Origin of the sequence: Thioalkalivibrio sp. ALE9, from assembly GCF_000377445.1 — a bacterium.
In the GTDB taxonomy this organism is placed as follows: domain Bacteria; phylum Pseudomonadota; class Gammaproteobacteria; order Ectothiorhodospirales; family Ectothiorhodospiraceae; genus Thioalkalivibrio.
The window spans coordinates 17105-43458 of record NZ_KB898130.1 but is presented as its reverse complement, the minus strand read 5'-3'; the positions used below and the strand labels follow the sequence as shown (position 1 = coordinate 43458).

Sequence of the window (26354 nt, the reverse complement as noted above, 5' to 3'; positions counted from 1 at the left end):
CCATTCCGGTATGTTCGCCACCGATCCTGAAGGATCGCCACCCAGTCGTGAGATTAGGCGAAGCGGTGGACGGGGTCAAAGCCGCGCGTGGCGCGTGGCGCGTGGCGCCGGGGGCGAGACTACAGCGTGACGTCCGCCTCGAGGATCAGAAAGACCAGCAGGGCGAGGGTGATGGCCCATAGCAGGAGGTAGCCCGCCATGCTTTGCGCGGCGGCTGCCTGCTGCGCCTGGCCGCGCGGGCGTACGCCCTGGTAGAGGAAGACGAGCTTGGCCGCGAGGTTGACGCAGACTACGTTCACCGCGAGCAGCAGGGCCGCCATGTACGCGGCGGAGAATTCGCCGGAGCCGAGCATGATCCCGACGGTCGCGGCCGGCGGGAGCAGGGCCACGGCGACCATCACGCCGACCAGCACCGTGGGCAGGCCGGTGGTCAGCGACAACACGGCCGCGGCACCGGAGGCCAGGGCCAGCGCGACCGAATCCAGTCCGACCTCGGTGCGCATCTGCAGCTCGCGGGCACCCACATCCACCGACATGACCGTGGCGAGCAGCATCCCGATCAGGATGGCGCCCCCCAGGCCCACCGCATTCGTGCGCAGGGAGCGGCCGATCAGGCGGGTGTCCGCCATGGAGGTGCCCAGCGCCAGGGCCAGGTTGGGCCCCAGCAGGGGCGCGATGACCATGGCACCGATGACCACGGCCACGTTGTTCTCCAGCAGGCCGATCGCGGCCACGATGGTGGACAGCACGGTCAGCAGCAGGAAGTGGCCGGTGAGATCCGCCCCGCCGGCGACGTTGGTGTAGAGCTCCTCGCGTGACACGGCGCGGGCCTTCTTCCGGCCGCCTCCTTGTCGGCCTCTTTCGGCTCCTGAAAGGGGTCCGGCAGTACGGCCTCGACCGGCAGCACCAGGATACGCGCGGTCTCGGACGCGCCGAGTACACGGTAGAGGTCGTCCATCAGGCGTTGGCGGTACTCGGTGCTGACCAGCATGTGCACCGCCATGCGGTCGCGGTTCTCGTCCACGCCGTGCCACAGCACGTCGATCGCGAGCCCCTCGGCGATGCCCAGCACGGTGTCCAGGTGCCCGGCGGGTCCCACGACCTCGATGATCTTGCTGCTCATGAACGTCCTCCCGGTGGATGACCGGCATCCTAGCAAGGCTTCTCGTTAGGCGCCGTTAGCCGCGATTTGTGGCTCTCCGGTAGTGGCAGGATAATCCCGGCCGCGGGGCGCCCCGTGCCCTGACTCGACGAACCTGGGACACGAATGCTGAAGAAGATCAAGGTGGAGCACGTCGTTTGCGGGATGTTTATCCGCGAGTTGTGCGGGTCGTGGATGGAGCATCCCTTCTGGCGTACGCGCTTCCTGCTGGATGACCCGAAGGATCTGGCGAGCCTGCGGGACAGCAGTATCCGCGAGGTGTGGATCGACACCTCCAGGGGGCGCGACACGGAGGCCGTGGAGGCCGTTGTGACGCCGGAGGAACGCGACGCCGCGGTGCCGGCGCCGTTGCAGTTCATCCCGGATACGGGGCGCGACCGGGAGCCCGCCTCGACCCGGGAGGAGCTGGAGCGGGCGGCCACCATCTGCCGGAAGTCGCGCCAGGCCATGACGTCGATCTTCGGCGAGGCGCGGATGGGCCGCGCGGTGGATACCGAACTGGCGCGCAAGGTGGTCGAGGAGATCACCGATTCGGTCACCCGCAACTCCCGCGCGCTGGTCAGCCTGGCGCGATTGAAGAATGCGGACGACTACACCTACATGCACTCGGTGGCGGTTTGTGCATTGATGGTTGCGCTGGGGCGTGAACTGGGGCTGGAGGACGAGGCCCTGCTGGCGGCCGGCGAGGCGGGGCTGATGCACGACATCGGCAAGGCCGCGATGCCGCTGGAGGTACTGAACAAGCCGGGCAAGCTGACCGCGGAGGAGTTCGCCGTGATGAAACGCCATCCGGCGGAGGGGCACCGAATCCTGCAGGCGTCCGCGCACGCGCTTGATCCGGTGACCCTGGACGTCTGCCTGCATCACCACGAGAAGATGGACGGCTCGGGATATCCCGAGGGGCTGACCGGCGAGCAGATCACCCTGCACGCGAAGATGGGCGCGGTCTGCGATGTCTACGACGCGATCACCTCGAACCGGCCGTACAAGGCGGGCTGGGATCCGGGCGAATCCATTCGCAAGATGGCCGAGTGGGCGGACGGCCACTTCGATCCCCGGGTGTTCCAGGCCTTCGTGAAGAGCCTGGGGATCTACCCCGTGGGCTCGCTCGTACGCCTGGAATCCGGCCGCATCGGGGTGGTCGTCGACCAGTCGTCTGGCTCCCTGCTCAAGCCGGTCGTGAAGATCTTCTACTCCACCAGTTCGGGCTGCCGGATCCCCCCGAAGATCGTGGATCTCTCCGCGCCGCACCAGCAGGAGACCATTGCCGCGCGCGAGGATCCGGCCGCATGGCCGTTCCCCGATCTCGATGAACTCTGGTCGGGCCTGCCACAGGAGCGACAGACCCGCGACCGCCGCGAGGCGTAGCCAGGCGTAGACCGCTCGCGGACCCGTAAGACGGTTAGTGCCCGTCGCGGGGGATGGAGGCGACGGATTCGACCACGAGATTCGCGCCGTCGTGGATCTCGTCGACGATGCCCTGCACGGTCTGCACCTGGGCGTCGGCCTGTTCGGCGATCTCGCGCACGGTCTCGATGCGTTCGCCGATCTCGCGGGTGCGTTCCAGGTTGCCGTTGATCACCTCGGCGATGCGGGTGGTGGCCTCACTGGTGTTGGCGGCGAGCTTGCGCACCTCCTGGGCGACCACGGCAAAGCCGCGCCCCTGTTCGCCGGCACGGGCGGCCTCGATGGCGGCGTTCAGCGACAGCATCCGGGTGGTTTCGGCCACCGTGCGGATGGTCTCGATGATGGATTCGATGTTGCGGGCCTCGGCGTTCAGGCGTTCCACGGCCTCCTGGGTGCCGCTGACCTCGCTGCGGATCTGCTCGGTATGGCGGGCGTTCTGTTGCAGCGAATCCGCGCCGCGGCGGGCATGTTCCGCGGTCTTCTGCGCCATCTCGTGGGCGACGGCCGTCGCTTCGCGGGTGCGTTCGGCGGTATGCACGCTGGCGGTGATGTCCGTGGCGAACTTGATCACCTTCTCGACCCGTCCGTGTTCATCAAGGATCGGGTTGTAGGTAGCCTCCAGCCACAGCTCCTCACCGGATGCCGTGAGCCGGCGGAACTTGCCGCTCATCAACTGCCCGTGCGCCAGGCGCTCCCAGAAGTCCGGATGATCGCGGTAGAAGGCTTCGTCACAGAACATGCGGTGGTGCTGGCCGCGGATCGCGTCGAGATCGTAGCCCACGGCCCTGAGGAAGTTGTCGTTCGCCTTGAGGATCACGCCGTCCGGGGTGAATTCGATGACGGCCATGGACCGGTCCAGCGCGGTAAACACCGCAGCCTGGTCGCGCAGTTGAGCCTGCCGCTCGGTCACGTCATAGGCCAGTTTCGCCACCTTCTCCAGCCGCCCATTGGCGTCGCGCACGGGAAAGTAGGTGGCCTCGAGCCAGAGGGTTTCGCCCGAGCGTGTCACCCGGGGGAAGGTGCCGGCGCGCGATTCCCCGGCCGCCAGGCGGCGCCAGAAGTCGCGGTACTCCAGCGAACGGGCGTATTCCGGGCTGCAGAACATCCGGTGGTGCTGCCCGATCACGTCCTCGCGGTTGTGGCCCACGGCCTGGAGGAAACGCTCGTTGGCGTCGAGGATCTGGCCGCGCGGGGTGAATTCGATGTAGGCGACCGCCTCGCGAATCGCCTCGAGCACGGGGTTGGCGGGCGCGTCGGAAGCGGCTGCGGCGTCGGCTCGGGACGGGAAGATGGATGTCATGGTGGACTCCGGACAGTGAGGGAACGACCTGTGTCGTTGAAAACACTGTACAGGGCGTGTACAAGAAAAGTACAGCTATTTGTTAAAAGGAGCGATGGCATGGGGCACTCAGCACGTTCGGGAGGCTCGTGGGCGGTTCTGTGGCTTGGTCTGGCCGTGCTGCTGGCCGGCTGTGGCGGGACCTTTCCCCAGCCCGGTCCTGGGGCGACGTTCGAGGATGGACTGACGGCGGACGCCCTGTTCCAGCGCACGCTCGCGGCGCACGGTGGAGATCTGCGCGCGTTCGACGGCGACCTCAACCAGGCGACCGATGGCGAATGGGGGCGCATGATCCAGCGCATCCAGCCGCTGGTGGCCGACGCGGGCTACCGCGGGGTGGGGGAGGAGCGCTTCCGCCCCGCCGATGATCTGTACGCCCTCCACTACACCGGACCGGAGGGCACCAAGAGCGTGTACCGCCATGGCGACGTGTTTCGGGTGTTCTACGACGGCGAACGCAGCACGGATCCCGAGCGGATACGTGCCAGCGCGATGACCACGGATGCCGGCGAGCTGTTTCATTACGGACCCAGCTTCGTGAAGCATCGGGCAACGGGTTTCGAGCGCCTGGAGGATCGGCGCGAGGGCGGGGTGCGTTATCGGCGCGTCCTGGCCACCCTCGAGCCGGGTTTTGGCAAGGCCGACCGGGACCAGGTGGTGATGTGGATCCATCCGGAGACGGACCTGCTCTATCGCGTGCACATCACGCTGAACGGCTTTGGACCGACCCAGGGTGCCCACGTGGACACGACCTTCCTGGAGTATGCCGAGGTCGAGGGATTCACCTTGCCGACCCGCTTCGAGGAGCGGGTGCGGGGCCCGCTGCGGCTGTTCGTGCACGAGTGGTGGGTTACGGGGCGTGACAGCAACCGGGGCTGGTCAGCCGAGGATGTGCGTGGTCCCGGATTTTTCGGCGCGGCGGGCGCGGCCGCGGCCGACTCCCCCGCTCCGTGATGGGCGCCCGGGTGTGCCATCATTCACGGATGACGACCGAAACGAGCCGGAACAACGCCGAATCGCCGAGTGAAGCGCCCGCTCCGGACGCGGAACCGGCAGGCGCGACCGCGGCCTGGGGAAGCTGCTCGGCGGAGCCCTACTGGCTGGAAGTCGCGGAGGAGCTGGGGCTGGATCCCGAGATGGGTCCCGGGATGGACTCTGGGTCCGTGCCGGAACCGCCTTCTTCCTGAATGCGGTGGATCACGGCGAGGGCCATGCGCCGGCTGTAGTCGTGGATCTTCCAGTGGTCCGGCATCCAGCCGACCAGGAAGCGGTAGAAGTCGGCCTGGGCCACCGGGAACAGGGCGCGCCACTCGCGCTCGACGGCCCCGGTCACGTCTCCCTTGCCCTCCGCGTACAGGGCCTTGCCCAGCGCGGCGAAATAGACCTCCAGCAGTTCGGCCTCCCAGGCCTCCTGTTCCCGTTCGTCCAGGCAGCTCCCGAGGAAATAGGCCACGTCGCGCATCCCGCAGCCACCGCCTGCGTACTGGAAATCGACGGCGGCGACGGCGTCGGCCCCGGGCGTGAAGCAGAAGTTCGCGACCTTGGCGTCGCCATGGACGAGCGTGCGGTGGCGGGCACCGGTCAGGGCGGCGTCCAGCGCGGGCGCCGCGGCGCGCATCGCCGGGTCCTCGATGGCGGCCCATTCGTCCGGGCGGGTGGACAGGTGCCAGTAGCTGCCCTCGGGCCACAGCCCCTTCGGGGCGTGTCCCAGGAAGCGTGCATGGAAGCGGGCCAGCCAGTGCAGGCAGTGCGGCGCCTCGGCGCGGGTCAGGTGTTCCTTGCGCCGCGCAAAGCCGGCGGCGTCGAGGTCTTCCAGCAGGAGCAGGTGCTCCTCGCCGATGGTCTCGGCGGCCAGGCAGTGGGGCACACGACTAACGGGGTTGCAGAGGCCGGCCCAGTCGCGATACCAGGCCATCTCCACCTGGTAGGAGCGAACCTTGCGCCGATGCGAGCGGTCGTTGCTCCAGCCCCGCGGATGGTCCATCGCGTCGGGAAAGACCACGTGCTTGAGGATGACCGTCGGCCGGTCGGCCCCTTGCAGCCGGTAGCGGACGATCTCCCCGTAGCCGCTCCACAGGGTCTGGATTACCTGCTCGCGTTCCGCCTGGCGGGCGCCGGTGGCCCGCCGGACAAAATCGGTGGTGCGGGCGCTCATCGGCGCGGGGGCAGGGCGCGGCAGCTCCAGAACACGCCGACCATCTCCAGCATCGCTGCGTCGTCCCGCGTCCAGAACACGATCTCGTCGGTGGGGTTGGCGTAGCGTCCGCCGTAGGCGGTCTCGGTGGCCTGCAGGCGGGCCCGGGCACCATTGAAGGCGAGCAAGGCCTGGTCGTCCTCGAAGGTGGCGGTGAACTCGGGCCCGTAGGCGCAGATGTAGGACACCTCGCGCGGCGCGTCGTCGCCGCGGGGCAGTGCGCTGCAACCGGCGAGCAGGGCGATTCCGGCGAGGACGAGGAGTGGACGCACGCGGTGGCCTCCGGTGGATGGTGTGCCATCGTAGCCGCTGGGTGGACGCCCTTGCATGTCTCCCTGCGGTGCCGGGGTTGTTGGCACGCAGTGATCAGGCGCTGTGGCCCGACTGCGCGCCGGTTGCCGTGGGTCGCGCGATCAGGCGTTCGCAGTCCGCCGCTGCCTGCGGGCGGGCAAACAGAAAGCCCTGCAGGGTCTGGCAGCCCTCCGCCTCCAGGAAGTCCTTCTGTGCCGCGGTCTCTACGCCCTCGGCGACGGATTCGAGGCCGAGGTTGTCGGCCAGGCCCAGTATGGTGCGGACGATGGCGGCATCACTGGTCCCAGGCGCCAGATCCGCGATGAAGCAGCGGTCGATCTTCAGCACGTCCAGCGGGAAGCGGCGCAGGTAGGCCAGCGAGGAATACCCGGTGCCGAAATCATCCAGGGCCACCCGCGCGCCCCGCTCGCGGAACTGGCCCAGGGTACGGATCACCTGCTCGATGTCGGCCATCAGCATGCTTTCGGTGACCTCCAGCTCGAGGGAATTGGCGTCCAGCCCCGTCTCTTCCAGCACGCGGTCGATGGAGTGGGCCATCTGCCGATCCCGGAACTGGGGGGCGGCCAGGTTCACGGACATCCGCACGGCGGGGAGTCCGGCCTGGTGCCAGGCCCGGCACTGGCGGCAGGCCTCGGTCAGGATCCACTGGCCCAACTCGACGATCAGCCCGGTCTCCTCGAGGATCGGGATGAAGGCGCCGGGCGAATGCACCGTACCGCCGGGGTCCGTCCAGCGCAGCAGGGCCTCGACGCCGACGACGCGCCCGTCCTGCGCGGCCACCCGTGGCTGGTAATGCAGGAAGAACCCCTCGTGGTGGTCGACCGCGCGCCGCAGCTGACCCTCCAGCGAGACGCGCTTGCGCACGTCGCTGTTGAGATCGCCGGAGCAGAATTCGATGGCATTGCCCTCGGTACGCTTGGCCTGATGCATCGCCGACTCGGCGCGCCGCATCAGGTCGGCGATGTCGCGGGTATCGTGCGGATACACGGCGACCCCGATCGAGCCCGGGACGTAGAGTTCGTGTTCCCCGGCCTTGATGACCCGGCGCAGGGGTTCCAGCAGGCGGGTGACCGATCCGGCGACCGCGCCGGGTGCTTCCACCGGCAGCAGGGCGCCGAACTCGTCCCCGCCCAGTCGGGCCAGGACGCCGCCCACGGGCAGGCGGTTCTCCAGCCGCCGCGCCACATGTTGCAGGACCTCGTCACCGGTGGCCTGGCCCATGCCTTCGTTGACGCTCTTGAAGCGGTCGAGCCCGATATGGGCGAGTACCAGCGGGCGTCCCAGGCGTTCGGCATCCACCACGGCCTGCTCGGCGCGCTCGGCAAACCGGGTCCGGTTGGGCAGGCCGGTGAGGGCGTCGTGATAGGTGATGAAATGCAGCCGCCGCTCCGCCTCGCGGCGCTCGGTGATGTCGTGCACCACACCGGCCATGCGCTGGGGCCGGCCTCGGGAGTCGAAGTCCACGCTACCACGCTGGTGCACGATGCGGACGCTGCCATCGGGGCGGACGATCCGGTGTTCGATGTCGTAGTCCGGGCCCGCCGGGGTCAGGGCCGCGTCGACGGCATGCTGCACGCGCTCGCGATCGTCCGGATGCACGGCCCGCATGAAGGCCTCGTGGGTCGCGCCCCACTGGTCCGCTTCGAGGCCGAAGATCCGGAAGACTTCGCTGGACCAGCGGATCCTGCCGGCCTCGAAATCCGAGATCCAGTTGCCCAGATGAGCAATCTGCTGGGCCTCCTGGAGTTCCCATTCACGCTGCTCCAGGGCCTCGCGCGCGGCCTGGCGCTCGGTGATGTCCTGGAAGGAGACCACCGCGCCGGTGACCCGGTTGCGGGAATTGAACAGGGGGGCCACGTTGATCAGTACAGGAAACCCGTGCCCGGCGCGGCTCCAGAAGTATTCCTCGCAGGCCTGCAGCGGTTCCCCGGTACGCAGGACCCGGTACACGGGGCATTCCGTGGCCGGGAAGGGCTGGCCATCGGGGCGGCTGTGATGGGACAGCTCGTGCGAGTTGCGGCCCAGAGCTTCTTCCTCCGTCGCAAACCCCAGCAGTTCGCGGGCGGCGGGGTTGAGGAAGGTGTAGTGACCGTCGGCATCGATGCCGAACACGCCTTCGGCCAGGCTCCCCAGGAGGTTGTCGCGCAGGGACTCGGTCTGCCGGCGCTCGGTGACGTCGATGCCCAGGGTCTGGAAGTGGGTGATCCGGCCGGCCCCGTCGAAGAACGCGCGGCTGGTCCAGCGAACCCAGCGGTCCGCGCCATCGCCGCGCTGGACGGGGTTTTCGATGGTGCGCACCGGGGCATCGGGGGTGTAGCGCAGCAGGTCGGCCCGGTTTTCCGCCTGGCGCTCGTCGGGCAGGTCGTGGATCCAGCGGTGGCCCACCAGCCCGCCGGGCGGGGCCGCGAAGAATTCGTGGGCGGCCTGGTTGGCATAGAGGATGGTCGTGTCGGGGTGATAGCAGATGATGATGAAGGGGTGATGTTCCACCAGTTCCTGGTACTGGATCTCCACCCCGGACGAATCGCTCATGCACTTCCCCCTGTCGGTCGCGGTTTCGGTGGCCCCTTCCCACCGATCGCGTCTTCCGGAGTCTGGCAGGAGGTCCGCGACCGCGCAAACGGTACTTCAGAGGGAGATTTGGCTCGCGCTACGCGACCGCCTGTCGCCGGGTGCGGGAGCGCCCGTAGAGGTCAGTGCGGGTCCTCGCGGGACTCCAGCTGATCCAGCGGGTCGTGGTCATCCTCCTGTTGACGCACCCGTCGTGCGTGCAGGCCGGGATCGGCGAGCGAGGGGTCGGCCTGTACATTGCGTACCACCAGAAAGGTCCACACGGTGGCAAACCCCCACAGAAAGACCCCGATGGCCAGCGGGAAGGCGGCGTGCCCCGAAGCACCCCCGAGGCCGGTCCACAGGGCATAGGCAATGGAGACCAGGGCCGCGGCCCAGACGATGGCGATGGGGGCGGCGCAGCTGTGGGCGGCGGCACCGTAGCGGTAGGCCGCGATCGGGGGCAGGGTGACGCCGAGGGTTCGGTACAGCGCGGGTTCGCGCGCGGGGTCATGCAGGCTGGTCATGTCCGTTTCGCCCTCCCGAGTGCCGGATTCCCCGGAGTCTGGTCCGAAACCGGGGCGTTTTCCAGATGACGGCGCGTAGCGCCCGGCGGAATCGGGTATGGATCACGGATTCGGGCGTTAGCGGCCGATCGTGTCCCCGTCACGCACGCGTATCGGTTTTCCCTGAGATCGCTGGCGATGGCAATGGTTCAGCCGGCCCTCGGGGAGTCCGTGATCGCGACCCGGTTGCGGCCATTGCGCTTGGCCTGGTACAGCGCGCGGTCCGCGGCCTCGACCAGCCGCGCGGCGCCGCCCGTCGCGTCCGGGATGATGCTGCTCACCCCGGCGCTGGCGGTGAGCGTCGGGGTAATGCGCGAACTGGCGTGAGGGATCGCCTCGTCGCGTATGCGCTGGAGGCAGCGTTCGGCGAGGGTGTGAGCACTCTCCCGATCGGTGTCCGGCAGGATCAGCACGAATTTCGCCCCGTCCCCGTGTGCCACCGGGTGTTTCGGGCGGGTTCGCGCTCATGGCGAAAGGCGTCCTTGTGCCGTCTTTCAGCTTGTTGTGAGTGGCTGGATCAGCAGCTCGAGGCGCGGGGTCCGGACGGGGCTGCCCGGGTTCGTGTTCACTGTACCGGTACCCATACTGCGCAGTACCAGCCGCTCGGGTGCCACGCCGGCATCCTGCAGGCGCTTGCCCGCGTTCAGGGCATCGCCTGCGGCGGGGGTCTCCGCGCCGTCGTCGGAGTCGGGGTCCGGGCCGTCGCGATAGGCCACGAGGGTGATCAGGCTGGCGCGAAATTCGTGGAGCAGGTGACCAATGGTGTCCAGCGCACGGGCCTGGCCGTTGCCTTCGTTCAGGGTGACGTGGATGCCCGCGTCCCGGTGCTCGATGGTGGCGGGCTGCCCGGCCAGCTCCTGGCGCAGCCGGGCGCCGAGGACATCCACGTAGTAGCCCACGCGGGCCGGCTCCAGCGTCTCGTGGCCCTGCTCGCGCAGGGCCACGCGGCGTTCGCTTTCCGCGTGCTTGGAGGTGGCCAGGCTCAGCGCCGCGGCCGAGGGTTCCTCGGGCGTGGCCTCGTCGGCCGCAGGGGTGTCCGCGGCCCCGTCCGGGTCGGTGGCCGGCTCGGCGGTCGTGGCGGGGCGGTCCTCGGTCGCGGCCGGGCGTTCCTGTTCTACCGGCAACAGGCCGCAGCCGGTGGCGGTTGCCGCCAGCAGCAGGGCCAGTGTCAGGGCGCGTCCCGGCAGGCGCGGGGTGGGGATGTTGGGCATGCTCTCCTCAGTGGTTGCGGCACCAGTCCAGGAAGGCCTGAGCGGGCAGGGGGCGGCTGTACAGGTAGCCCTGTCCGCCGTCCACGCCCTGCTGGCGCAGCCATTCGGCCTGGTGGGGCGATTCGATGCCTTCGGCGACGATGTGCAGCTTCAGGGAACGGGCCATCTCGATGATGTGGCCGATCACGCTGCTGGTTACCGCCTCGTGGGCGATGGCATCGGCGAAGGTCTTGTCGATCTTCAGTGTATCCAGTTCGAAATGTTCCAGATAGGAAAGGCTTGAATATCCTGTGCCAAAGTCGTCGATGGCGATGCGGTGCCCGCGCCCGCGCAGTTCCCGCAGGCGGCCGCGTACGGCGTCTTCGTTCAGCAGCGAGCGTTCGGTCAGTTCCAGTTTGATCGAGGCGGGGGCAACGCCGGCCTCGCGCAGGGCCTTGCGCAGGGCGTCCCCGAAGCGATCGGAGGCCAGGTCGTGGCCGGTAATGTTGAGGTTGATGGTCTGTTCGGTATGCGCCCGCAGGTGATCCCCCAGGTCGTGGAGGATGGCGCGCAGGATCGCGAGGGTCAGGTCGGTGGCCTGTCCGGTGTCCTCGGCCAGGGGCACGAACACATCCGGACGAATGGTCTCGTCGCCCTCGCGGTGCCAGCGTGCGAGGGCCTCCGCCCCCCGGCAGCGGCCATCGGCGAGGTCGACGATGGGCTGGTATTCCACGCTCAGGCGGTCGCGGGCGATGGCCTCGCGCAACTCGCTGGCGAGGCTCAGGCGCCGCCGCAGGTAGTGCACCACCAGGAGCAGCCACAATGCCACCAGCAGCAGCCCGAAGATCCCGGCCACGACAAGGGTTGGCAGGTAGCGCTCCCAGAAGGCCGCCAGTGGCTGCGCCGCGATGATGTCGATGGGAAAGATCGTATCCAGGGAGAAGTGGCTGACCAGGCGCCCCGCGGCATGGTCGACGCTGAGACCGGCGGGCGTGGCGTCGGGCGACGGCAGGTCCGCGTCGGCTGGATGGCGTGTCATGGGCAGGCCTTCGACCCACAGGCCAACCTGCTGGCTGTCCAGCAGGCCGGGGGGCATCAGCAGCCGCGGGTCGATGGCCACGTCGTGCTGTCCGAAGCGCATCAGGAACAGCTCGACACCGCCCACGGCGGTTGCCGAGCTCGGCCACCAGGCGATCACGCCACTGTCATAGATGCGGCTGGCCCGGGGCGGGGTCAGGGCCTCGCCCTGGACGAATCCGGCCCCGCACTGGCGTTCCGCCGCGCGCCAGTAGCCGATGGCCCGTACATGCGGCCGGGCCATCGCCACATCCTGCAGGTGTTCCAGGTGTTCCGGCGAGCAGGGCTCCATCTCCAGCTGGTTCAGGGTGTCCAGCAGGTCGCGGGCATCGACCAGGGTCGCCTCGGTCCCTTCGCCCAGGCGCTGGGCGAGTTCGGCCAGGCGTTTTTCCTCCGCCACCACGGACTCCTGCCAGAGGAACCAGGCCAGGGCGGCGAGCGGCAGCAGGATGCCGAGCAGGGCCGCGGCCGAGACCGAGAGCAGGACCTTGTCGCGTCGTGTGATCATGGTGGCCGTGGAACAGGCGGGACACTTGAAGCTTAGCATGCGCCCGGACGAATTCCGGGGCGGGCGCGGCGCTTTGGCGCGGCATCCGGAGCCGTCTATGCTCGAAGGGATACCGGTCGGTTCGGGGGTGCCCGATGAACACGAAGACGGAACCCACCCAGCCCGGAACACGGGCCGAAGCCGCTGTTGCCGCGCCGCGCAGCCGCCTCAGCATGCACGAAGGCGTGACAGCGTCCTGTGACTGCTGTTCCTGCGAGGCGGAACCTTACTGGGCGGAAGTCGCCCGGGAACTGGGGATCGACCTGGAGTCCGAAGTAGGTGCGCAGGGAGATCGGGGCTAGTCGCAGGTCCCGACGGAGTCGCGGGCGCAGATGCGGCCATCGGTCCAGATGCTGCGCCCGAGCCGGGCCCCGTCCAGGCGTGCGCCCGCGAGGTCGGCCCCGGTCAGGTTGGCATGCGCGAGATTGGCGTCCTCGAGGTTGGCGTCGACCAGGTGCGCCCGGATCAGGTCCGCGCCGGTCAGGTTGGCGCCGGCGAGATCGGCACCCTCCAGGCTGGTCAGGGTGAGATCGGCGAAGCGCAGGTCGGCGTCCGTGAGGCGAGCACCGTGCAACCGCGCGCCGGCCAGGCGGGTGTTGTGCAGGGATGCGCCCGTCAGGTCGACGCCGCGCAGGTCCGCGCCGGCTCGGTCACAGTAGTTCCAGTTGATGCCGGGCGCCGGTGCCGCTGCGCAGTCCGGTCCCGGGTCGCGTTCGAGCGTGATGCCGAAACCGATGAGCAGCGCGAGGGCCAGCGCAACCGCGGAGCCGCCCACGATCCAGGGGCGCGGCCCGCGGATCCAGCCGCTCCAGGGCCGTGGCGGTTGTTCCAGGATCTCGGCCCATTGCTGGCGGTGAGAGAGGGTCTCCGGTGATTCCGGGCAGCGGCGGTCGCCCTTGCGGCGGTCGCGGATCTCGGGCGGCGGGTCGTCGTGACGCCGCTCGCGGCGGCGTTCGTCTTCGCGCAGGCGCGCCTGCTCCAGGCGTTCGCGACCCTCCGGGGTGTGGGCGTTCTGCAGCTCTTCGGGGATCAGGTGCGGGCGCTGGTCGATCCGCCACCAGGTCTCGCCGTCGCGACTGACCTCGTCATCCGGGCACAGGCGGCCCAGGATCAGGAAACGGCCGATGGAGCGCTGGGGGTAGGGGCCGCAGACCTGCCCGCCGCGCCGGGTGAACCACAGTTCATGGCGCCCGTCGCCGGGTTCCGGTAACGGGTCGTTGGGATCGGGCGAGGGATTGGGGGGGGCGTGGGCCACGCTGCTCCTGGGTTCCCGCGGGGTCGCCTCCGTTGCGACCGATGCCGCGATTATAGGGCATGCCCCCGGGACTCGAGCTGCTCGCGCAGTTCGTCGGCGGCGGGCTGTGCCTTTTCGAGGATCTCGTCAATGCGGTTGAAGTGCAGCAGGCGGATGCCGCCGGTGTCCGGGACGAGGTAAAGATCGGGCGGATCCAGCCGGGTCATGTGGCGGATGATGGAACCCTGCATGATGCTGAAGCTCTTGAACAGCAGGTCCGTGATGCCGATGTCCTCGGTGTCGTTCTGCGCGCCGTTGCCGGAGACATCCACGGCGATGACATAGTCGTACTGGCCCTGGAGCAGGTCGTAGGGCAGCGGGTTGGAGGCGCCTCCGTCGATCAGGTAGCGGTCATCGCCATGTTGCACCGGTTCGAACAGTCCCGGAACGGCCATGCTCGCGCCGATGGCGGCGAAGAGGTCGCCCTCGTCGATCACCACGCTGTCCCCACTGCGGAAGTCGGTGGCCACCACGGAGAACGGGATGCGCAGGTCGTCGAAGTCACGGGCCTCGGTGTGATCGGCGAGAAAGCGCAGGAATTCGCTGGAGTCGAACAGGGCGTTGCGGCCCAGCCGCAGCGGGACCAGGTCCAGCAGCTTGATGTCGGAGCGTGCCAGCCCGGTGAGGGCGTCGAGTTCGGACCCGGCGAAGTCATCGAACAGGTCCAGGATCTCTTCAGCATCCAGCCCAGCGGCATACAGCCCGCCGATCACGGCCCCGATGCTGGTGCCGGTGATGCGGTCGGGGTGCATCTCGAGGTCGTCGAACACCTGGAGGATGGCGATATGCGCCAGGCCGCCGGCGCCGCCCGAGCCCAGCGCCAGCCCGATGGTTGGCGATGACGAATCGGCGCGCTCCGCCATCAGAGGCGCCGGCGCGGCGGACAGCAACAGGGCGAGGAGCAGGACCAGCAGCGGCTTCATGGGGTGGCGTACTTCCGAATCGTGAGGTGCATCCTGCTACCCTGAGCCGGAATGCATCCGGGGGCAAGCCTTTTGGAATCAGGGTATTCGAGTGCGCGGGCCGACAGGATTCCCCGCGGGTTCAAGTGGGCCTATCTCGCCTTTGTGCTGGTGCTGGTGCCGATCTACGCGGCCGTGCACGGGTGGTTCAATTTCCTGTGGTTTTCCAACGTCGCGCTGCTGGGCGGGCTGCTCGCGGCCTGGCTGGAGAGCCGTCGCCTGGCCAGCATGATGCTGGTGGCCGTGGTCCTGCTGGAGCTGGGCTGGGTGCTGGACTTCCTGCTCAGCATGCTGGTCTGGGGCTGGGCGCCGCTGGGCATCGTGCACTACATGTTCAACCCCGAGATTCCGTTGTTCGTGCGCCTGCTGTCGCTGTACCACCTGCCGCTGCCGTTCGTGCTGATCTGGCTGGTCTGGCGCCTGGGTTACGACCCGCGCGCCTGGCGCTACATGGCGGTTCTGGGCTGGGCCATCCTGCTGCTGACCTTTGCGCTGGCGGACCCCGAGAACAACGTGAACTGGGTCCTGGGGCCGGGCGGCCAGGTCCAGGAGTGGATGCATCCGGTCACGTGGCTGGGCGTGGTGATGGCTTTTTGTACCGGGGTCTGGTGGTTGACCCATCTTCTGTTCGGGTGGTTGCTGCCGCGGCGCGGAGTAGAATGAAGTGGTCCGTCGGGTGGTAATGGCGAGGTGCTGCTGTGAGTGAGTCCCTGCATGTGGTGTGTCCGCATTGCGATGCGGTCAATCGAATCCCCGCCGCGCGCCTTGGCGCCGGGGCGAAGTGTGGCCAGTGTCACCAGCCGTTGTTCGTCGGCGAACCGGCGGAACTGACGAGCACGAATTTCCGGCGGCACGTCGAGCGCAACGATATCCCGCTGCTGGTCGATTTCTGGGCGCCCTGGTGTGGTCCCTGCAAGATGATGGCGCCGCAGTTTCGGCAGGCGGCGGGGGAGCTGGAGCCCACCGTGCGGCTGGCCAAGGTGAACACCGAGGCAGCACCCGATCTGGGGCAGCAGTTCGGGATCCGCAGCATCCCGACGCTGGCGCTGTTCCGCGGCGGCCGCGAGCTGGCCCGCCAGGCGGGGGCCATGGGCGCGGCGGATATCGTGCGCTGGACGCGGGGGCAGGTGTAGACATTGGTCCGGGCCCGGCGTCCAGCGGCCCGTGTTTGCTAGCCCAGTCGGCGCCAGGCCTCGTGGCCGCAGCTCATGCACTGGTACTGGGCCTCGAAGTGTCCCGGTTCGTCCGGGCGTTCGCGGATGGTGCCGTCCTGGAAGGTGAAACTGCGCAGGGTGCAGCGCGGGCATTTCTCGACCGGGTCGCGCGGCGGACGGGGTTCGCCGGATGTCGGCGCGGGCTCGCCGTCCGTGGAGCCGGAGGCCTCCTCCAGCGCCTGATTGAGTTCCCGCGTCAGTTCGGCGGTGAGGCGGTGGGCGGCCTCCGCTCGGTCCTCCCGGGCCATGGCTTCCAGTTCGGCGAGGCGGTCGCGGATGGACTTCAGGCGGGACGCGAGTACGGTCATGGGGATCTCCTGGGTGGTCTGTCCGCGAGCATAGCCGGTTCGAGGTGGCCCGGGGATATCAGGAGTCGCCAGCGACTTGCGGATCCAGGCGCACTACCGTGCGTCCCCGAATCTGTCCCGCGAGGATCTGCTCGCCGTAATGCGGCAGGTCGTCCAGCCCGATCTCGGTGGCCATCGCCTCCAGATCGTGGCCGGGGAGCAATGCGGCCAGGCGTTCCCAGGTCTCTCGCCGTCGTTCGGCGGGGCACAGCACCGAGTCGATCCCCAGCAGGTTGATGCCGCGCAACAGGAACGGCAGGACCGTGGTCTTGAGCTGTGGCCCCCCGGCCAGGCCGCAGGCCGCCACCGAGGTTCCATAGCCCATGCCGGCGAGTACATGGGCCAGCATGTCGCCCCCCACCGTGTCAACGCAGCCGGCCCAGCGTTCGCGCAGCAAGGGCTTGGTCGGGGCATCGGCCAGGTCGGCGCGGGGCAGGATCGTCGACGCACCCAGCTGTTGCAGGTAGTCGGCGTTCTCCGTGCGGCCGGTGACGGCGGTGACCGTGTAGCCCAGGCGGGCCAGCAGGCGTACGGCGATACTGCCCACGCCGCCGGAGGCACCCGTGACCAGGACCTCGCCGGCGTCCGGCTGCAGGCCGTGGTCCTCCAGGGCCTGGATCGCCAGCATGGCGGTAAAGCCGGCGGTGCCCGCGGCCATGGCCTGGCGAGCGTTGTAGCCCGCAGGCAGCGGGACGAGCCAGTCCGCCTGCACGCGGGCGCGTTCGGCGTAGCCGCCCCAGTGGGTCTCGCCCACTCGGTAGCCGGTCAGCACAACAGGGTCGCCCGGGCGGTAGCGTGGGTCCGCGGACTCGAGGACCGTGCCGGCCAGGTCGATGCCCGGCACGTGCGGGTAGTCCCGGACCAGGTTCCCCTGGCCCTGCAGGATCATGCCGTCCTTGTAGTTCAGCCCGGAATAGTGCACCCGCAACAGGACCTCGCCGGCGGGCAGGTCATCGAGCTGGAGTGGGCGGATTGTCGCCCGCGGTCCATCGGGCGTGTGTTCGAGGATCAGGGCCTTGAAGGTATCGGTCATGCGGTCTGGCGTGGTGTACGGATGGGACGGAGAGCCTAACAAAGGTGCGAGCGCGGGACCCGCGCGGCGGGAATGTTGCTACCCTCCAGAGTATGGGCGAGCATCGTGGACGGGCTCCGTCGAACGATTGCGCGGTGCGTGCCGACAGGTATCCCTGTGCGAGGATGGCCATGGCGGACGATCTCCACACGCGTTTCCACACCCTGATCATCGAGCATGCCCCGGTGTGGGTGAACACCCTGGACACCGAGGGGCGGGTGACGCTCTGGAATCGCGCGGCGGAGCGGATCAGCGGCTATCGGCGCGAGGACGTCGTGGGGCATGCCGCGATCTGGGAATGGCTTTACCCCGACGCCGCTTATCGCGCGGCGATCCAGGAGGAGGTGGAGGCCATCATCCGCGACGGGCGCGAGATTGCGGGTCTGGAGACCACGATCCGGACGCGCAGCGGCGAGGCGCGCACGCTGTCGTGGGCGGCCCAGCGGTTTTTCGATGATGACGGCACGCTCATCGGGGCCAGTGCGATCGCCGAGGACATCACCCGCCGCAAGCACCTGGAGGCAAGGGCCCAGCGCCAGCAGCGGCTGCAGGCGCTGGTGTCCGCGATCTCCGCCCGGTTCGCCGACCTCGCGGCGGACGCAGTGGACGCGGCCGTAACGGAGGTACTTCGGGATCTCGGCGAGTTCTTCCAGACGGGCCGTGCCTATGTGATCCGGTTCCGTCCGGACGGGGCGACTATGGACCTGGTGCACGAGTGGTGTGCCCCCGGCGTCCAGCCGTTCCTCGACCAGATGCAGGGCATTCCCATGGAGTCCCATGGGTGGGTGACCGGTCACATCCGGCGCCGCGATACCGTGCACGTGCCCGATGTGGACGACCTCCCCCCGGAGGCCGCGGTGGAGCAGGCCGAGTTCCGCCGCCAGATGATCGAGTCCCTGTTGCTGATCCCGCTGATCAGTGATCAGAACGCCTTCGGCATGCTGGGTTTCGACTCGGTGAACCGGCGCTGCGAATGGAGCCCCGAAGAGATCGCCACCCTGCAGGTGGTGGCCGACATCATCGCCGGTACCTTCGCCCGCAAGCAGGCGGAGGCCGAACTGGCGCGCCAGGCGCGGGTGGATGGCCTGACCGGGCTGGCGAACCGACGCGAATTCGACGCCGTGCTGGAGCGCGAATGCCGCTCTCGCCGCGAGGTGAATCTGGCACTGCTGATGATCGATATCGACCACTTCAAGCCGTATAACGACCGCTTCGGGCATCAGCGCGGGGATGACTGTCTGCGCCAGGTGGCCCGGGTGCTGCGGGAGGCGGCACACCGGCCGACGGATCTGGTTGCGCGCTACGGGGGGGAGGAGTTTGCCTGCATCCTGCCGGACACCACGCTGGAGGGTGCCCGCGCGGTCGGCGAGCGGGTGCGCCGCGAGGTGGAGGCCCTGCAACTGGAACATCCGGATAACGTAACCGCTACGGTGACGGTCAGTCTCGGCGTCAGTACGGTGAGCGGGGCGCGTTCGACGACCCCGGAGGCTCTGCTGGGCGAGGCGGACCGGCTGCTCTACTGCGCCAAGCGCGAGGGGCGCAACCGGGTCTGCGCAGCGGGGCTGTAAGTGGCCGCGCCCGAGTCGCTATTCGCCGGTTGAGCGCGTCGGGCGCTCGCGCGGGTCGGGCGAGCGCGCGTCGGTGCGCTCCAGCAGGGGTACGACGGGCGTGGCCTCGCTGTCCTCGCTGACGAACTGGTCGCCTTCCATCCACGGCGGCGGCAATTGCGGCCGCATGTCCTGGACCTGGGCCAGATTCGGGAACTCGACCTTGGAGAACAGCTCGGCGGCGGATTCCTGTGCCTCGGGGTTCTGCACGGTCAGCACGAAGCCCGTGGCCAGCACCAGCAGGGACAGCTGGAAGCGCTGATCGCGGTAGGTGGAACGTGAACGCAGCAGATCGAGCATCGGATGGTCTCTCGGGAGTCTTGCTTCAGGAGACATTACGCCGGGGCGGGTGGTTCCTTCAAGCGGGCATGAGGAAAGGCCGGGTTTTTGGCTGGCCCGGGGCGCGGCCGGCGGATCTCAGGGTTCGCGGCGGCAGACCAGGAAGACCTCTTCCACTCCCGCGGTGGGCACCATGCCGGGGCTCAGTGCGAGCGGCTTCTGCAGGCGCAGGCCCAGCGGCATCAGGAAACGGTTGTAGACCTTCATGGCGACGGGCCGGTGTCGCTGCAGGAACCACATCCCGAGATCGGTGAGGCGCGAGGATTTCGGCTTCATCCCGAAGATCGCGCTTTGTTCGATCGTCAGCCCGTGGCATTCGAGTAGCTGGATCAGATGCGCCGGCTCGTAGCGCCGGTAGTGGCCGACGATGTCGTCGAACGGGGTCCAGTATTCCGGGTGCAGCGGGGTCGAAAGCAGCACCCGGGCCCCGGGCGCGGCCACCCGCGAGAGTTCGCCAAGGGCCGCCTCGTCGTCCTCCACGTGTTCGATGATGTCCAGTGCGCACACCAGGTCGAAGCGGTCGTCGGCATAGGGCAGGGCGGAGATCGGGGCGGTCTGGGTGACACCGCCCCGATGGTCCAGTGCGGCCAGGGCCGGCGGGCTGATGTCGACGAAGTGGGTGTCCGCGATGGGCAGTCGCGGGCGCATGCCGGGCCCCACTTCGAGGCGGCGCTCACGGGATGCCGCGAGACTGGAGACCAGGGTCCAGGTATTGAAGCGCTCGGGGGCTACCAGGCGGGTATCCGCCCACAGGCCATCATAGAAACGCTGATTGACGTCGCCGATGTCCGAACAGGGTTGTGGGGAGGGCTCTCGAGTCACGTAGAGGGCGTGCTGGAATGCGGGACGACAGTCTAACGAACCTGGCGGACGGTGACAGGTTTGCGGGCGTGTAGCGGGAAACCGTTCTCGGTTTGAGGGGGGCGACCGCATGGGCACGCCGTCATGGTCGGCCCGCCCGCCGGCGCGAGTGCTGGCGCTGAATCCAGTAGCGCAGCACCGAGCCGAGCAACAGGAAGATCGCCAGGACGACCAGCGGCAGGAGGGTCCGGGCCTGCAGGACCTCGCCGGTGGTGATGGCATCCGTGGCCTCGTGGATGGCGGTGGCGTAGACGCCCCACTTGACGGCCAGGCCGAGCACGGCCGCCAGCAGGAAGCCGCCCAGTGGCAGGCCGAGGGCCCCGCCGGCGTAGTTGATCATCGAATGCGGGAAACCGGGGAACACGCGAAGCGCCATCTGCATAGCGACGTGCCCGTGGCGCCGCAGGAAATCCGTCAGCCAGTTGTTCTCGTGGCCCTCGCGTTCGGTGCGCGCCAGGCGGGCGGCGACCCGGTAGGCCCCCCAGGCACCGCTCGTGCTGCCAATCAGCAACAGGCCGACGGCGACCAGCGGCGGGTGGAACGGGGCGATCAGCCATATGACCAGCGTGCCCGGCAGGGCGAAGACGAGCATCAGCGCCATCAGTAGCACCAGCCCGGCGGTGGCCCAGGGGCCGCCCGCGAAGGTCTCGCCCCAGGCCAGCAGGCGGGCCGGGTCCCCCATCCACAGTGCGCTGCCGATGCCCAGTGCGATCAGCAGGACCAGCACGCCACGCCCCAGGGTGGCGCGCGCGATCCGGCGGTGGGCTGGCGGCATGGGGTCTCCGTGGCTGCGGCGGGCCGATGGTTTCAGGGTAGACGATGCGCACGGGCGGCGTGGATGATCAGTGTTCTCCCGCAGTGCCGTGATGGATGGGTACACTCGACGGAGTACCTCGAAGGAGCGACGGATTGAGCAAGAAGCTGGAGAATCGGACGGCACACAAAATCCTGCGCGGGCTCAAGTCGCGTTATCCGGTGTTCTACCTGCTGGGTTGGGACGAGGATCGGATGGAGCGGCTGCTGCGCTCGGTCGCGCGCTCGTTCTACGGCGAGGACGGTCACCTGGAGGTCTGGTCGGCGAGCCACGGGTTCGGGGAACACGATGACCCGGACGCGCCGACCACCGATCCGGTCGCGGCGGTGGCGCGGGTGGCGGCAGGGGAGACGGAAGCGCCGCGTATGGTGCTGCTGAAAGACCTGCCGACCTGGTTCGACGACAACCCGGCACTGGTGCGCGGGGTGCGCGATCTCTACTACCAGCTGAAGAAGGGTCGCAACGTGGTGTTCCTCAGCTGTCCTCTGCTGAAGCTGCCGGAGATCCTGAAAAAGGAGATCTTCCTGGTCGAGGTGGACCTGCCCTCGGAGGCCGAGGTGCTGGAGCAGCTCGAGCACACCCATGGCGCCGAGGCGATCCCGCGCGAGCAGTTGTTCCGCCTCGCGGCGGGGATGCGCGGGTTGTCCCTGAACGAGGTCGGGCATCTGAGCGCGCGGCTGTTCCGCGGCCAGCCCCTGCCCGAGGCCGAGATGCTGGCCGAGATCCAGGAGGAGAAGGGCCAGATCCTGCGCAAGGAGAGCTGTCTCGAGTTCTATCCGCCACAGCGCTCGCTGGAGGACATCGGGGGCCTGGAGAATCTCAAGGAATGGGTGCGCACGCGCGCCGACCTGTTCACCGAGAAGGCCTGGAACGACAACGTTCCGCTGCCCGCCGGGGTGCTGTTCATGGGGGTCAGCGGCTGTGGCAAGAGCATGGCCGCCAAGGCCATCGCCACCGCCTGGGGGCTGCCGCTGGTGCGGCTGGACATGAGCCTGGTGCTGTCCGGCAGTTTCGGCACCCCGGAATACGCCTTTGCCCGGGCCACCCGTATCGCGGAGGAAATCGCGCCCATGGTGCTGTGGGTGGACGAGCTGGAGAATGCCTTTGGCTTCGACAGCCACGCCGCCGGCAGCGCCGGCAATGTGAATATCTTCTCGAGCTTCCTCACCTGGCTGCAGGAGAAGTCGCCACGCGTGTTCGTGGCGGCGACCGCGAACCGTGTCCAGCAGCTCCCGGCCGAACTGATGCGCAAGGGGCGCTTTGACCAGCTGTTCTTCCTCGACCTGCCCAACGTGGAGGAGCGCAAGGAGATCCTGCGCATCCATATCGAGCGCCATGGCGGCCACCTCGAGGACTTCAACCTGAACTACATGGCGGCCAGTACCGAGGACTGGAGCGGGGCCGAGATCGAACAGGCGGTGAAGTCGGCGCGCATCGACGCCTACCAGGAAGGCCGGGTGTTCAACCAGCGCGACGTGATCCGTAACGTGATCAACACGGTACCGCTGTCGCGGACTATGGTGGAGCAGATCCGCGAGATCAAGAGCTGGGTGTTCCAGCGCGCGATCAACGCCTCCAAGCCGGAGCCCAAGAGTGCCGCGGCCTCCCCGCCGAAGCCGCCCGGCTGACCGACCGGGTCTCCGGGTCGGGCCCCGGAGACCCGCCGCCTGGCCGCCTATACTCGGAGCAGGGGGACGCCGAAGCCGGCGCCGGTCCCCCGCGGGTTCAGGGTCGGGTCGCCGGTGGAGGAATGCTCATGTGGCGCAATGTTTCTTTCGTGATCGTCCTGGCGGCGACCCTGGGGCTCGGCGGCTGTGCGACCTATCAGGGCTCGCAGGAGCAGGCCGGGATGGTGATCGGTGGCGTGCTGGGCGGCGTGCTCGGTTCGCAGGTCGGATCCGGACGTGGCCGCACGGCCGCCATCATCGCCGGGACTCTGGCCGGTGCGGCGATCGGTGGCTCGGTGGGCCAGTCCATGGACGAGGTGGACCGCCTGAAGACGGCCCAGACTCTGGAGAGTGTGCGCACGGGTGTGCCCTCGCGATGGGTCAATCCCGACAGTGGCAATCAGTATACCGTGGTGCCGACCCGAACCTACGAGACCACGGCCGGCCCGTGCCGCGAATACACCATTGACGCGGTGATCGGCGGCCAGACCGAGCAGGTATACGGGACGGCCTGCCGGCAGGCGGACGGCAGCTGGCGCGTTCAGAGCTGATGGGCGCATCGCGCCCGATGACCCGGGCCGTGCGGATCAACACACGCGTTCGCGTGGGCGCATCGGGTTTTTCGAGCCCCGGCGCGTGTGCGATGGCCTCGGCGTCTCGCTAGTTGACGGGTTGCGGGCTTGCCTGTCCGGCCCCCGGGGCGGCATCGGGTGGGCTGTCCGGCAGGTCGGGGTCGCCCGGGCCGTCCAGGGTGCGCGAGACCACGCGGTCGCGGCCTTCGCCCTTGGCCTGGTAGACGGCCTGGTCGGCGACCCGGAAGAGGTCGTTCATGCTGACCTCGCGCCCGGCCGGGCGGCTGGTGACGCCGAAGCTTGCGGTAATGGTCAGCCCGGCGGGTTCGAGTTCACGCAGCTGCTGGCGCAGCTCCTCCGCGCGGGTGTGGGCATCGAACAGGTCGCATTCCGGGAGTACCAGGAGGAATTCCTCGCCCCCGAAACGCAGGGCCACGTCGCTCTCGCGTCCGGTGGTGCGCAGGAGTTCGCCGACGCCGACCAGGACCTCGTCCCCGACCAGGTGGCCATGGGTGTCGTTGATCTGCTTGAAGTGGTCGATGTCCAGCAGGATCAGGCTGAGCGGGATGTCGTTCTGGTTGGCCTCGGCGAAGAACCGCGCGGCGCATTCGGCCAGGACGTTGCGGTTGCGCAGTCCGGTCAGCGGATCGATCATTGCCATGTCGTAGAGCTTCTGGCGCTGGTCCTGGACCTCCTCGAACAACCGCTTGTTGGCCAGCAGGTTCCCGATGCGGGCGCGGACCTCGTCCTCCAGCACGGGTTTCGTCACGAAGTCGTTGACGCCGAGGCGGAAGAGTTCGGCGCGCCGGTTCTGGTCGTCCAGGCCGGACATGGCCACGATCGGCAGGCTGGTCTTGTCGGGGAACTGCTGGCGTAGCCGACTGACGAGCCCCATCCCGCTGATCTCGCCCTCGACCAGGATGTCGGAGAGCACCAGGTCCCAGGTGCCCCGGTCAAAGGCCTGCAGGGCCTCGTCGGCGCTGCGGAAGTGCGCGACCTCCAGGCCCATGCCCTCGAGGATGCGGATCATCACGCGGGCGACGGTGGGACTGTCCTCCACGTACAGGACGTTCCCCTCGTGGGCGTGTTCCACCGGCCGCCCGTAGCGCGCGGCCTGATGGAACAGGTCACGGATGTTGGTCTTGTCGTGGAGGTCGGTGGCGCCGGCCTCGAATGCCTGACGGCGGATGTCGTGGTCGTGCTGGGTCGTGAGCAGGATCAGGGGCAGGTCATGGCCAGCGGCCCTGGCGCGGGCCCGGCGGCAGAATTCCACGCCGGTCATGTCGGGCAGGGTGATCGAGGCGCAGACCAGTTCCAGGTCGTTTTCCTCGATGCGGGCAAGCCCTTCGGCCCCGCTGCTGGCCATGATCGGCTTGTGCCCGGCGGCCAGGACCATGCGGCTCCACAGCGCCCGGAAGACCCGCGAGCGGTCGACGACGAGGATCTTCATGCCGGGCCTCCCGCGGCCGGGCGCCGCAGGGGCGCGCGCGTGGGCTGTGGCCGGGCTGTATTGGTCTTCATGGCGGGTTCCGACTCCGTTCAGGCATCCGCACGAAAACCCGGATGATGCGCGCCTTTGCGCTGCTGTTCAAACCGAAGCAACGGGCGCGGTGGACAGGGCCTGCGGGGGGAGGAACAATGCAGTCAGACGGGGGGCGCCACGTCCATTGGATCAGGAAGGGAGTCCGGCATGAGCTATCTGCAGCGAATGGGGAGTCTGCTGCGTTTTGGCAAGGCTGGCGAACGGCGCAGGAAGGCACGCCGGGAGGCCGCGCGCGGGCTGCGTGTGCTGGTGGTGGATGATTCGCGCACCGTGGTCGCACTGCTCTCCAGCATGCTCCGGCAAAACGAGATGGAGCCGGTGGGGGCCGGCGATGCCGAGCAGGCCCTGGCGCTGGCCCGCGAGAACCCGCCGGACCTGATCTTTCTCGACATCATCCTGCCCGGGATGACCGGGTTTGCCATGCTGCGTCAGCTGCGCCGGGACCCGGCCACCGCGAAGGTGCCGGTGATCATGATCAGCGGCAACGAGGACGCGGTGGAGCAGTTCTTCCTCGATCGCATCGGCTCCGATGACTTCATGAAGAAACCCTTCGGTCGCGGCGAGGTCTTCTCGCGGATCGAGCGCCTGGTGGAGCAGGGTCGCCTGCCGGCGCGTCCGCTCCGGTTTTCCGGGTAGAGAAGTCGTCGACCGCCGTCAGTCCGCGAGACGGGCGCGCCAGGCGTCGATCTCGCCGTGCAGACGCTGTTGTGCTTCGGGCTCCAGGAACGCGGCGTCGACGGCGTTGCGCGCGAGGCGTTCCAGGTCGTCGGGACCCAGTTGCAGGGCTTGGGCGGTCGCGCGGAAGTTTTCCCCCACATAGCCGCCGAAATAGGCCGGGTCGTCCGAATTGATGGTGACGCACAGCCCGGCATCCATCAGGCGTTTCAGGTTGTGGTCTTCCAGGCGGTCGAAGACGCACAGCTTGATGTTGGACAGCGGACAGACCGTGAGCGGGATCCGGTCGCGCGCCAGTCGCTCCATCAGCGCCGGGTCCTGTTCGGCCTGCACCCCGTGGTCGATGCGCGCGACCCGGAGCCCGTCCAGTGCCTGCCAGATGTATTCCGGCGGGCCTTCCTCACCGGCATGGGCCACCGCGGGGAAGCCCTCGGCGCGGGCCCGGTCGAACACGGCCTGGAAGCGCTCGGGCGGGTTGCCCAGCTCGGCCGAATCGAGGCCGACTGCATGGATATGTTCGCGCCATGGCAGTGCCGTCTCCAGGGTCTCCATGGCCGCGTCCGCACTCAGATGACGCAGGAAGCAGAGGATCATCCGGCTGGTAATGCCGAGTTCGCGCTCGCCATCGGCGAGCGCCCGGCGGATGCCGTCGATGACGGTCGCGAATGCCACGCCGCGCTCGGTGTGCGTCTGCGGATCGAAGAAGATCTCGGTATGGCGGACGTGATCCGCCTGGCAGCGTTCGAGGTAGGCCCGGGTCAGGTCGTAGAAGTCCTGCTCGGTCAGCAGCACGCGGGCGCCGGCGTAGTAGATGTCCAGGAAGGACTGCAGGTCGTGGAACTGGTAGGCCGCGCGCACGTCCTCGACCGAGGCATACGGCAGCTCGACCCCGTTGCGTTCGGCCAGGGCGAACATCAGCTCGGGCTCCAGCGTGCCCTCGATGTGCAGGTGCAGCTCGACCTTGGGCAGGGTGGCGATGGCGTCTTGCATGGCGGGTCCGGTCCCTGGGTATCGACAGCCGCCGAAACTAGGCCGGCGGCGTC

General features: G+C 68.5%; 24 protein-coding genes and 2 pseudogenes. 8 read left to right on the top strand and 18 right to left on the bottom strand.

Translation table 11 applies throughout. The features are described from left to right. Positions 1-119: 119 nt before the first annotated feature. Positions 120-1123, bottom strand: a pseudogene (locus D106_RS14310) (TIGR00341 family protein). A gap of 144 nt (positions 1124-1267) precedes the next feature. On the opposite strand from D106_RS14310, the gene D106_RS0110935 reads away from it, so the two are divergent. Beyond that, positions 1268-2530 carry an HD-GYP domain-containing protein gene (locus tag D106_RS0110935; RefSeq protein ID WP_018880043.1) on the top strand — a complete coding sequence of 421 codons (1263 nt, stop codon included), beginning with the start codon at positions 1268-1270 and terminating at the stop codon, positions 2528-2530. A 34-nt stretch (positions 2531-2564) separates the two neighbouring features. Here D106_RS0110935 and D106_RS0110930 read toward each other — a convergent pair whose 3' ends face one another. Beyond that, positions 2565-3869 (bottom strand): PAS domain S-box protein, encoded by a 1305-nt coding sequence (locus tag D106_RS0110930; RefSeq protein WP_018880042.1) that lies wholly within the window; start codon positions 3867-3869, stop codon positions 2565-2567. 99 nt (positions 3870-3968) lie between these two features. Here D106_RS0110930 and D106_RS0110925 point away from each other — a divergent pair, with 99 nt between their 5' ends. Continuing rightward, the gene (locus tag D106_RS0110925) at positions 3969-4862 is read left to right on the top strand and encodes a hypothetical protein (protein ID WP_038045890.1); all 894 of its coding nucleotides are present in this window, start codon (positions 3969-3971) and stop codon (positions 4860-4862) included. A 139-nt stretch (positions 4863-5001) separates the two neighbouring features. On the opposite strand, the gene D106_RS0110920 is transcribed toward D106_RS0110925, so the two are convergent. The 9 genes and pseudogenes from D106_RS0110920 to D106_RS0110880 all read right to left on the bottom strand — a co-directional run bounded on the left by D106_RS0110920 (position 5002) and on the right by D106_RS0110880 (position 14561). Continuing rightward, positions 5002-6063, bottom strand: a complete 1062-nt coding sequence (locus D106_RS0110920) for a phosphotransferase (RefSeq protein WP_018880040.1) — start codon at positions 6061-6063, stop codon at positions 5002-5004. Continuing rightward, positions 6060-6374: an MliC family protein gene (locus D106_RS0110915; protein WP_018880039.1), complete on the bottom strand. Its 315-nt coding sequence runs from the start codon at positions 6372-6374 to the stop codon at positions 6060-6062. Before D106_RS0110915 ends, D106_RS0110920 begins: the two co-directional genes overlap by 4 nt. 94 nt (positions 6375-6468) lie before the next feature. Further along, positions 6469-8946 (bottom strand): EAL domain-containing protein, encoded by a 2478-nt coding sequence (locus D106_RS0110910; protein ID WP_018880038.1) that lies wholly within the window; start codon positions 8944-8946, stop codon positions 6469-6471. 161 nt (positions 8947-9107) lie between these two features. Continuing rightward, a complete protein-coding gene (locus D106_RS0110905; protein WP_018866092.1) occupies positions 9108-9491 on the bottom strand; it encodes a hypothetical protein in 384 nt (127 codons plus the stop codon). 188 nt (positions 9492-9679) lie between these two features. Then, positions 9680-9985 (bottom strand): annotated as a pseudogene (locus tag D106_RS0110900) (diguanylate cyclase domain-containing protein); the annotation flags it as partial. Between the two features lie 39 nt (positions 9986-10024). Then, positions 10025-10741, bottom strand: coding sequence for a hypothetical protein (locus tag D106_RS0110895; RefSeq protein ID WP_018866094.1), 717 nt, complete (start codon positions 10739-10741; stop codon positions 10025-10027). Between the two features lie 7 nt (positions 10742-10748). Next, the gene (locus D106_RS0110890) at positions 10749-12305 is read right to left on the bottom strand and encodes an EAL domain-containing protein (protein ID WP_026280649.1); all 1557 of its coding nucleotides are present in this window, start codon (positions 12303-12305) and stop codon (positions 10749-10751) included. Between the two features lie 337 nt (positions 12306-12642). Continuing rightward, the gene (locus tag D106_RS0110885; protein WP_018880036.1) at positions 12643-13599 is read right to left on the bottom strand and encodes a pentapeptide repeat-containing protein; all 957 of its coding nucleotides are present in this window, start codon (positions 13597-13599) and stop codon (positions 12643-12645) included. A 50-nt stretch (positions 13600-13649) separates the two neighbouring features. Next, positions 13650-14561, bottom strand: coding sequence for a patatin-like phospholipase family protein (locus tag D106_RS0110880; RefSeq protein ID WP_018866098.1), 912 nt, complete (start codon positions 14559-14561; stop codon positions 13650-13652). A 144-nt stretch (positions 14562-14705) separates the two neighbouring features. Between D106_RS0110880 and D106_RS0110875 the strand changes: the two genes are divergently transcribed. Both D106_RS0110875 and trxC read left to right on the top strand, forming a co-directional pair. Next, a complete protein-coding gene (locus D106_RS0110875) occupies positions 14706-15263 on the top strand; it encodes a hypothetical protein (protein ID WP_018866099.1) in 558 nt (185 codons plus the stop codon). Positions 15264-15298: 35 nt separating this feature from the next. Further along, positions 15299-15733: a thioredoxin TrxC gene (trxC, locus tag D106_RS0110870; protein WP_026279188.1), complete on the top strand. Its 435-nt coding sequence runs from the start codon at positions 15299-15301 to the stop codon at positions 15731-15733. Positions 15734-15771: 38 nt separating this feature from the next. On the opposite strand, the gene D106_RS0110865 is transcribed toward trxC, so the two are convergent. Together D106_RS0110865 and D106_RS0110860 are read right to left on the bottom strand one after the other, a co-directional pair. Continuing rightward, on the bottom strand, positions 15772-16122 hold the full coding sequence (locus tag D106_RS0110865) for a hypothetical protein (protein WP_018866101.1): 351 nt from the start codon (positions 16120-16122) through the stop codon (positions 15772-15774). 58 nt (positions 16123-16180) lie between these two features. After that, the gene (locus D106_RS0110860) at positions 16181-17194 is read right to left on the bottom strand and encodes an MDR family oxidoreductase (protein ID WP_018880035.1); all 1014 of its coding nucleotides are present in this window, start codon (positions 17192-17194) and stop codon (positions 16181-16183) included. A 170-nt stretch (positions 17195-17364) separates the two neighbouring features. Here D106_RS0110860 and D106_RS0110855 point away from each other — a divergent pair, with 170 nt between their 5' ends. Beyond that, complete coding sequence (locus D106_RS0110855) at positions 17365-18801, top strand: diguanylate cyclase (protein ID WP_018876357.1); 1437 nt, start codon at positions 17365-17367, stop codon at positions 18799-18801. An 18-nt stretch (positions 18802-18819) separates the two neighbouring features. Here D106_RS0110855 and D106_RS0110850 read toward each other — a convergent pair whose 3' ends face one another. The 3 genes from D106_RS0110850 to D106_RS0110840 all read right to left on the bottom strand — a co-directional run bounded on the left by D106_RS0110850 (position 18820) and on the right by D106_RS0110840 (position 20815). Further along, on the bottom strand, positions 18820-19140 hold the full coding sequence (locus D106_RS0110850; RefSeq protein ID WP_018876358.1) for a hypothetical protein: 321 nt from the start codon (positions 19138-19140) through the stop codon (positions 18820-18822). 117 nt (positions 19141-19257) lie between these two features. Then, positions 19258-20001, bottom strand: a complete 744-nt coding sequence (locus D106_RS0110845) for a class I SAM-dependent methyltransferase (RefSeq protein WP_018876359.1) — start codon at positions 19999-20001, stop codon at positions 19258-19260. A gap of 121 nt (positions 20002-20122) precedes the next feature. Beyond that, a complete protein-coding gene (locus D106_RS0110840; RefSeq protein ID WP_018880034.1) occupies positions 20123-20815 on the bottom strand; it encodes a VTT domain-containing protein in 693 nt (230 codons plus the stop codon). A gap of 134 nt (positions 20816-20949) precedes the next feature. Here D106_RS0110840 and D106_RS0110835 point away from each other — a divergent pair, with 134 nt between their 5' ends. Then, on the top strand, positions 20950-22482 hold the full coding sequence (locus tag D106_RS0110835) for an AAA family ATPase (RefSeq protein ID WP_018880033.1): 1533 nt from the start codon (positions 20950-20952) through the stop codon (positions 22480-22482). 128 nt (positions 22483-22610) lie between these two features. Continuing rightward, a complete protein-coding gene (locus D106_RS0110830; protein ID WP_018880032.1) occupies positions 22611-23072 on the top strand; it encodes an RT0821/Lpp0805 family surface protein in 462 nt (153 codons plus the stop codon). Positions 23073-23181: 109 nt separating this feature from the next. Here the strand turns inward: D106_RS0110830 and D106_RS0110825 are convergent, their stop codons facing one another. Further along, a complete protein-coding gene (locus tag D106_RS0110825; protein WP_018880031.1) occupies positions 23182-24543 on the bottom strand; it encodes a diguanylate cyclase in 1362 nt (453 codons plus the stop codon). 240 nt (positions 24544-24783) lie between these two features. On the opposite strand from D106_RS0110825, the gene D106_RS0110820 reads away from it, so the two are divergent. Continuing rightward, entirely contained in the window at positions 24784-25272 is a 489-nt protein-coding gene (locus D106_RS0110820) for a PleD family two-component system response regulator (RefSeq protein WP_018880030.1), read from the top strand. 18 nt (positions 25273-25290) lie between these two features. On the opposite strand, the gene D106_RS0110815 is transcribed toward D106_RS0110820, so the two are convergent. Further along, positions 25291-26301, bottom strand: coding sequence for an adenosine deaminase (locus D106_RS0110815; protein ID WP_018880029.1), 1011 nt, complete (start codon positions 26299-26301; stop codon positions 25291-25293). Positions 26302-26354: the final 53 nt, after the last annotated feature.

Coding starts and splice junctions, on each gene's coding strand:
- D106_RS0110935 (WP_018880043.1), top strand. CDS start 1,268: ATGCTGAAGAAGATCAAGGTGGAGCACGTCGTTTGCGGGATGTTTATC.
- D106_RS0110930 (WP_018880042.1), bottom strand. CDS start 3,869: ATGACATCCATCTTCCCGTCCCGAGCCGACGCCGCAGCCGCTTCCGAC.
- D106_RS0110925 (WP_038045890.1), top strand. CDS start 3,969: ATGGGGCACTCAGCACGTTCGGGAGGCTCGTGGGCGGTTCTGTGGCTT.
- D106_RS0110920 (WP_018880040.1), bottom strand. CDS start 6,063: ATGAGCGCCCGCACCACCGATTTTGTCCGGCGGGCCACCGGCGCCCGC.
- D106_RS0110910 (WP_018880038.1), bottom strand. CDS start 8,946: ATGAGCGATTCGTCCGGGGTGGAGATCCAGTACCAGGAACTGGTGGAA.
- D106_RS0110905 (WP_018866092.1), bottom strand. CDS start 9,491: ATGACCAGCCTGCATGACCCCGCGCGCGAACCCGCGCTGTACCGAACC.
- D106_RS0110895 (WP_018866094.1), bottom strand. CDS start 10,741: ATGCCCAACATCCCCACCCCGCGCCTGCCGGGACGCGCCCTGACACTG.
- D106_RS0110890 (WP_026280649.1), bottom strand. CDS start 12,305: ATGATCACACGACGCGACAAGGTCCTGCTCTCGGTCTCGGCCGCGGCC.
- D106_RS0110880 (WP_018866098.1), bottom strand. CDS start 14,561: ATGAAGCCGCTGCTGGTCCTGCTCCTCGCCCTGTTGCTGTCCGCCGCG.
- D106_RS0110865 (WP_018866101.1), bottom strand. CDS start 16,122: ATGACCGTACTCGCGTCCCGCCTGAAGTCCATCCGCGACCGCCTCGCC.
- D106_RS0110860 (WP_018880035.1), bottom strand. CDS start 17,194: ATGACCGATACCTTCAAGGCCCTGATCCTCGAACACACGCCCGATGGA.
- D106_RS0110855 (WP_018876357.1), top strand. CDS start 17,365: ATGGCGGACGATCTCCACACGCGTTTCCACACCCTGATCATCGAGCAT.
- D106_RS0110850 (WP_018876358.1), bottom strand. CDS start 19,140: ATGCTCGATCTGCTGCGTTCACGTTCCACCTACCGCGATCAGCGCTTC.
- D106_RS0110840 (WP_018880034.1), bottom strand. CDS start 20,815: ATGCCGCCAGCCCACCGCCGGATCGCGCGCGCCACCCTGGGGCGTGGC.
- D106_RS0110830 (WP_018880032.1), top strand. CDS start 22,611: ATGTGGCGCAATGTTTCTTTCGTGATCGTCCTGGCGGCGACCCTGGGG.
- D106_RS0110825 (WP_018880031.1), bottom strand. CDS start 24,543: ATGAAGATCCTCGTCGTCGACCGCTCGCGGGTCTTCCGGGCGCTGTGG.
- D106_RS0110820 (WP_018880030.1), top strand. CDS start 24,784: ATGAGCTATCTGCAGCGAATGGGGAGTCTGCTGCGTTTTGGCAAGGCT.
- D106_RS0110815 (WP_018880029.1), bottom strand. CDS start 26,301: ATGCAAGACGCCATCGCCACCCTGCCCAAGGTCGAGCTGCACCTGCAC.